2 protein-coding genes, 1 tRNA gene and 1 pseudogene are annotated in these 2502 nt (G+C 45.1%); 3 read left to right on the forward strand and 1 reads right to left on the reverse strand.

Annotation, left to right across the window (positions count from 1 at the left end; translation table 11 throughout):
- Positions 1-395: 395 nt before the first annotated feature.
- The gene (locus RC73_RS19490; protein WP_039036185.1) at positions 396-623 is read left to right on the forward strand and encodes a DUF4224 domain-containing protein; all 228 of its coding nucleotides are present in this window, start codon (positions 396-398) and stop codon (positions 621-623) included.
- Positions 616-1632, forward strand: a complete 1017-nt coding sequence (locus RC73_RS19495) for a tyrosine-type recombinase/integrase (RefSeq protein WP_039036186.1) — start codon at positions 616-618, stop codon at positions 1630-1632. The genes RC73_RS19490 and RC73_RS19495 overlap by 8 nt, the downstream gene beginning before the upstream one ends.
- Before the next feature lie 93 nt (positions 1633-1725).
- Here the strand turns inward: RC73_RS19495 and RC73_RS19500 are convergent.
- A tRNA-Trp gene (locus tag RC73_RS19500) sits at positions 1726-1802 on the reverse strand.
- 262 nt (positions 1803-2064) lie between these two features.
- Here RC73_RS19500 and RC73_RS19505 point away from each other — a divergent pair.
- A pseudogene (locus RC73_RS19505) lies at positions 2065-2502 on the forward strand (IS630 family transposase); the annotation flags it as partial.

Raw genomic sequence — 2502 nt, forward strand, 5'->3', positions numbered from 1 at the left:
ATACGATACGTGACAGAAACGTGCTATCTGTGCTCAGGCTCGGCAAAGAAGTGAAACGACGTCCGGAATACTCAATCAAAGAATCGCATTTTCGCTGGGCTTGGGGTGAATTTCTTAAACTGGTTAACACCTCTGGGAGGCCCGAATTATGAGGGGATCCTCCAGCGCCGTTGATCTTGGGAATTTTGGGATTATTTGCCTTCTTTACAATAGTCACTATAGGTAGTCTGTACCTTTACAGTAAGCGGGATAAGCACTGAGCTAAATAACGCTCAATGTGTCCGTATTGGGCAGTTTGAGAGTTCATAACTTGAAAAAATGAATGAGAAAATAGTCGCAAATATATTGGAGCCAAAGGATTATTAATTCTTTGCTCAGCATTATGGATAACTAATATGGCGACCATTTTAAACGAAATGCTAACGGAGCAACAATTAATAGAGCTAACCGGCTATACGAAAGCAAGCGCCCAAATCAAGCAGCTAAAGTTACAAGGAATACATTATCACTTACGTAGTGACGGTAAGCCTGTAGTAACGTGGACGGCGGTAAACTACCCATTTACACATCGAGTGGTAGCAAATGACAATCTTCCTAATTTTGAGGCAATAAGCAATGGCTAAACGCAAACCAGAAGATGCATGGATGCCAAAAGGCGTATACCTGCATAAGGTTCGCGGTAAGCCTACAAGCTACATTATGAAGAACGGCAAACGCACAATTACTTTATGCTCGGCATCTTCAACACGCGCAGAGGTTTGGACGGCATATGAGGCAGCTATTGAGAAATCACTGACCAAATACACATTCAAACGCATGGCTGACGAGTACCTGGCATCTGCAACATTCAAAGAATTAGCACCTCGCACTCAACGCGACCGTGAACGTGAGCTTGCGATGTTCAATAAGGTATTTGGGGAGATGGAGCCTGATACAATTAAACCCCATCATATTCGTCGTTACATGGATATACGAGGCAATACAAGCCGTACACAAGCCAACCATGAACTATCAGCGTGCAGCGTGGTATTCGGATGGGGCTATGAACGTGGACATTGCAAACACAACCCAGCTAAAGGCGTTAAGAAGTTCAGGAACAAGTCACGAGATCGTTACATCACAGATCATGAATTCAGAGCACTCCTTGAATGCTGCGAACTTCGTCTAAGGCTAGCTTGCGAAATCAGTTATCTATGTGCTGCACGTCAAGCTGATGTTCTCTCACTGAAGTGGTCACAGATACTGGATGAAGGGATCTTTATTCAGCAAGGTAAAACGGGCAAGAAACAGATCAAAGCGTGGTCGCCGCGCCTGAAAAAACTCATGAATGAAGCAAAATCATTGCACGAAGGTGTAGCCAGCATCTTTGTGATCAACAAAACTGGTGGTGGCAAATTAACCTCTGATGGTTTGCGCAGCAGTTGGCGCCGTGCAATGGATAAGCTCGCCGTTACTCATCCTGACATTGAACGCACATTCACGTTCCACGATATCAAGGCAAAAGGTATATCAGACTTTGATGGAAACATTCACGACAAACAGCAATTTAGCGGACACAAGACCGTTGGACAGGTGAATGTCTACGACAGAAGAACAGAAGTGGTGCCAACAATTGGCAGTGTTAAGAAGTGAATCATTATTCAAAATGCAGCTTAGACATTTCTAACAACTTTTCTAACACAAAGGAAAACGGCCCGCATATTGCTATGCAGGCCGTCTGGAATGTGGCAGGGGTGGCAGGACTCGAACCCGCAACCGTCGGTTTTGGAGACCGCTGTTCTACCAATTGGAACTACACCCCTGTGGAACGAGGGGCATTATGCAAAAAGCCTTCCTAAAGGTAAAGGACTTTTTGGTACAAACCCCGCTGATTGCAGCTTTTTCAGGCAAAGCTATGGCATTGTAGGTATCCCGGAGTTTCTGGGGACAACGTCAGTAAGGTAAGGTTGCTGTAAACAACAAATTATCTAGGTTCACCAAGCCAAAGACTTTGCATGCTTCCCCCAAAGAAGCACCCATATAAAACTCAGCATTATCCTGCAAGCTACTTACAGTGTGATGGTCAATGTATACTTATTACTTAATGCGCTTGATTTCAGTCGGATAACCAGCCGTTCAAAACACCCCAAGCAGTCTGATGAAGCTCAAACGGCTTTTAAAAAACTTCCTGATGGAAACTAACCTTCACACACCTATCCATATACGACCACACCAGATTGATATTTGGTTTCAGGACGAAGCCAGATTTGGTCAGCAAAATACAACAACACGACTCTGGGCACCGAAAGGCAGTAGACCCAGAGCGCTAAAACAGCAGCAGTTTGAATACGCGCACCTCTTCGGCGCAGTCTGTCCCGCAACAGGAGAAACTGAAGCCATCATCACGCCGTTTGTTAATAAGGACATCATGCACCAGCACCTGGAACTGATCGCCAACCGAACTAAACCAGGACGACATGCTGTGGTGGTAATGGATGGTGCAGGGTGGCATACCAATGACAT

Origin of the sequence: Shewanella sp. ECSMB14102 (genome assembly GCF_000813075.1) — a bacterium.
In the GTDB taxonomy this organism is placed as follows: domain Bacteria; phylum Pseudomonadota; class Gammaproteobacteria; order Enterobacterales; family Shewanellaceae; genus Shewanella; species Shewanella indica.